2 protein-coding genes are annotated in these 4,391 nt (G+C 66.2%); both read right to left on the bottom strand.

Going from position 1 to position 4,391, the window contains the following annotated elements:
* A partial coding sequence (locus DBR23_RS20540) for a PAS domain S-box protein (RefSeq protein WP_233250618.1) occupies positions 1 to 4,210 on the bottom strand: 4,210 nt, incomplete at its 3' end.
* Between the two features lie 45 nt (positions 4,211 to 4,255).
* On the bottom strand, positions 4,256 to 4,391 hold a 136-nt coding region (locus tag DBR23_RS32315), incomplete at its 5' end, for an EAL domain-containing protein (protein ID WP_146191388.1).

The following is a 4,391-nucleotide window of genomic DNA, read 5'->3' as shown; positions in this document are numbered from 1 at the left end:
CCGCTGCACTGGTGGCCGCTACCGGCGCGGCCACTGGAGCCGCACTGCTGCGAGCGGGCACAACCGCCGCACCGAGACCCTGGCGGGGGCGGATCCAGCGTGCCAGCGCGGCCCACAGGGCCGCAGGTTCGATGGGCTTGGCAACATGGTCGTTCATGCCCGCCGCAAAGCAGCGCTGGCGGTCCGCCTCCATGGCGTTGGCCGTCATGGCGATGATGGGCAACTGCGCGTAGCGCGGGTTGCCGCGCAGCAGTCGTGTGGCCGTCTCGCCATCCATGATGGGCATCTGCATGTCCATCAGCACGGCGTCGTAGTGCTTGCGCTCGATATGGTCGATGGCGATCTGCCCGTTCTCGGCCACGTCGACGGCGAAGCCCGCGTCCAGCAGCAGCTCCATGGCCACCATCTGGTTGAGTTCGTTGTCCTCGACCAGCAGCACGCTGGCGCCCCGGATGTCCAGCGGCAGCTCGTCGGCAGCGGGGGCGGGAGTGGCCGCACGGCGCCCCTCCGTGCCCGATGCCTCCAGCGGCTGCATCAGGGTATCGAACAGCAGCGAGGCATTCACGGGCTTGATGAGCACGGTTTCGATGCCCTGCGCACGCGCGGCCCGCATCACGTCTTCGCGCCCGTAGGCCGTGACCATCAGCATCTGCGGCACCTTGGGCATGCCCAGGCTGCGAATGTGGCCCGCCAGCTCCACGCCGTCCATGCCTGGCATGTGCCAGTCCAGCAGCAACAGGCCAAACGGCTGGTGCTGTGCCATGGACTCGCGCAGCCGGTCCAGCGCCTCCAGGCCCGAATGCGCCTGCTCCACCACAAAGCCCATCGCCTGCAGCATGTCGGACAGCACCGTGGCAGCGGTATGGTTGTCGTCCACCACCAGCACCCGGGTGCCCCGCAGGTCGGGCGGAGGTAGCAGCACACGCGCCGCTGCCCCACGCTCCAGCGGCACCGACACCCAGAAGGTGGAGCCCTTGCCGAAACGGCTCTCCACGCCCACCTCTCCGCCCATCAGCTCCGCCAGGCTCTTGCAGATCGCCAGCCCCAGGCCCGTGCCCCCATAACGGCGCGTGGTCGAGGTGTCGGCTTGCTGGAAGCTCTGGAACAGGCGCCCCATCTGCTCGTCCGTGAGCCCGATGCCGGTGTCGCGCACCTCGAAACGCAGCCGGACCTGGTTGCCCATCTCCTCCAGCAAGCGCACGGCAATGCTGATCTCGCCGGATTCGGTGAACTTGATGGCGTTGTTGGCGTAGTTGATGAGGATCTGGCCCAGACGCAGCGCATCGCCCACGAGGTTAGGCGGCACATCGCTGGCTACATCGCAGACCAGCTCCAGCCCCTTGGCACCGGCCTTGTAGCCCACCACATCGGACACGCTCTCCAGCATGCGGTCGAGCAGAAACGGCTGACGCTCCACCACCAGCTTGCCCGCCTCGATCTTGGAGAAGTCCAGGATGTCGTTGATGACCCCCAGCAGGTGCTGGCCTGCCTGCTGGATCTTGCTCACGTAATCGTGCTGGCGTGGACTCAGGCCCGACTTGAGTGCCAGGTGCGACATGCCGATGATCGCGTTCATGGGCGTGCGGATCTCGTGGCTCATGTTGGCCAGGAAGTTGGACTTGAGCGCGGTGGACTCCTCGGCCAACTCCTTGGCACGGCGCAGCTCCTGTTCAGCACGCTGGCGGTCGGTGATGTCCACGAACGTACCAATGGTGCCGCCGGGTGTGCCATCGGGGCGCGCAAAGCCATGCAGCCAGAACAGCGTGTGGTGCAGCTCGCCGTCGGCATAAGGCAAATCGACCTCGCGGTGCACCTTGCGCTCGCCCTCCATGGCCTGTATCGCGTCCTGCTCGAAGCGCGTGCGGGTCTCCTGCGGCAGATAGTCCAGATCCATCACCGTCTTGCCGATGAGCGCCTCGCGCGAAACGCCAAAGGCGTGCTCATAAGCGCGGTTCACGCCGATGTAGCGCCCGTCCGCGCCCTTGTAGAAAAGGGGCACCGGGATGGCGTCGATCAACGCCTGCTGGAAATCGAGCTGCCCGGCCACCTGCTCCTCCAGGAGCTTCTGGTCGTGGATGTCCACATTGACGCCCACCACCCGCACCGGCTGGCCCTGGGCGTTGCGGAAAATGCGCGCGGCCTCCAGAAACCAGCGCACCTCGCCATCGGGGCGCACGATGCGCCAGGAGTCGCGCAGGTAGTCCTCGGTGCCTGCAAGGCAACTGTCGAAATAAGCGCTTGCCTGGTCGCGGTCTTCCGGGTGCAGGCAGTTGAGCCAGAAGTCGCGGCCATCGGGCTGGGTTCCAGGGGGCAGGCCCATCATCTGGGCCAGCTTGTCCGACCAGAGGATCTCGCCGGTAACCAGGTTCAGGTCGAACACCCCGATCTTGCCCGCTTCCTGCGCCAGCTCCAGGCGTTCCTGGGCCTGCTGGATCACACGCTCGGCACGCCGCTGCTCGCTGACATCTTCAATGACCCAGATCGAGGCGGTGCCGAAGTCGTCCATCTTCACGCTGCGGCCCGCCAGGCGCGCCTCGAACTGGCTGCCATCCAGCCTGCACAGGGTAGCGGTCTCGCGCAAGGCCTGGCCCGAGGCCAGTGCCGGCGTGACGCGGGCAGTGAACAGGTCGGCATGGCCCGTCCCGCCAAACAGCACCGACACCCCCAGACCCAGCAGCTGTGATGCGGTGCCGCCCATGAGATCCACAAACGCCGGGTTGAACTGGCGGAACTGCCCGTCGCACACCATCACGATGGGCGGTGCGTTGTCGAAGATGGCAGTTTGCTGTTCCAGCAGCTCGTTGAGCAGGCGTTCTCGACGCTCCAGCTCCTTTTGCGCCTGGATGCGTTCGGACACGTCCTCGTGAAGGCCCACGATGCCGATGCGCTTGCCCCGCCCATCAAACACGGGCGATAGCGTGGCCTCGTCGTGGTAGATGCTCCCGTCCTTGCGCCGGTTGACGAACTGGCCCTGCCAGGACTTGCCCGACAGCAGCGCGGACCACATCAGCTGGTAGGTCTGCGCGGGCGTTTGTCCGCTGGCCACCAGCGATGGCTTTTTGCCACGCACCTCGTCCAGCGAATAGCCCGTGTTGCGCTCGTACTGGGGGTTGACCCAGTCGATACGGCCGTCGCCATCGGTGATGACCACGGACACCGGGCTGCTCTCCAGCGCCGTACCCAGCACCCTGAATCGCTCCAGTGCACTGGCCACCCGGGCACGGCTGCGCAGCAAGTCCAGCAGCAGCAGGCCCAGAAGGCACAGCAGCACAAAGGCCACCGCCCCAATGCGCGCGCGCTGCGTCGACGACATCAAGGCACTGATATCGTCCAGCGCCACCAGCTGCCACTCGCCCCCCGGGTCGTGCCAGTCAATGGCCCGGCGTTCGACAGCGTAGGTCACGCCGTTGATCTGGACATCTCCGGTATCGGCCGCAAAGGGCAACGCCGAAGCCACGCCATTGTCGAAATGCCGGCCGAACTGGCGTGTGGCGCGGATGGCATCGATACGCGCCTGCGTGAGCGGCGGCGCTACCGCGAACTGCCATTCGGGGCGCGTGGCGGCAAACGCCACGCCCTGCGGCGACAGCAGCACCATGGGCAAGCCCGCGCGCTTGAGCATCAGGTCCACCGGCTCAAAACCCACCTTGAACATCACCACGCCGATGATGCTGCTCGACGGCGTGTCGCTTTCATAGAGTGGCGCTGCGTAGTACAGCCCACGCTCCTGGGTATTGCTGCCAATGGCGGCATACACACTGTTGGCGCCCTGGATGGCCTGCTGGAAGTACGGGCGGAATGCAAGGTTCAGCCCCGTGGATCGTTCGCCAGGGGTCTCGTGCGCTACCACGGTGCCATCGGCAGACATTACGTACACGCCTTGCACCAGAAAGCGCCCGCGCGCCACGGCCAGGCGGGACAGTGCCTCGGGGTGGTCAGGCGGCAAACGGCCCAGCGCCATGTCCTTGAGCAAAGGCTCGCTCAGGCCCATCAGCGATACCGCACCGAGCATGGAGCCGCCAGTGGTCTGGGCTTGCAGGGCATCTGCCGTCTGGTGCAACACGCGTGAACGCTCGGTCGCCCGCTCGCCCGCTCGCCAGTGCTGTGCACCCTGCACCACCAGCACTGCGCCGATCAATGCCAGGGCCACCACCAGCAGCAGGCCACGGATGCCGGGAGCGTTACGGTCCACGAGCTTGTCAAACCACATGCCTACGCCCTTGCCATGCAGGCCAGCCACACCGCAGACGTACCGTCAACCAGCGGGATACAGCAATGCATCGATAGCCTCCGCCGGCCCAGGCCTTCCAAACAGATACCCCTGGAACCCCTCGCACCCATGCAGCCTCAGGAACGACAGCTGCCCCGTCGTCTCCACCCCCTCCGCCACC

The sequence above is a fragment of the Acidovorax sp. HMWF018 genome, from assembly GCF_003061035.1.
GTDB lineage: Bacteria > Pseudomonadota > Gammaproteobacteria > Burkholderiales > Burkholderiaceae_C > Acidovorax > Acidovorax delafieldii.
This window is presented reverse-complemented; position numbering and strand designations above follow the sequence as displayed.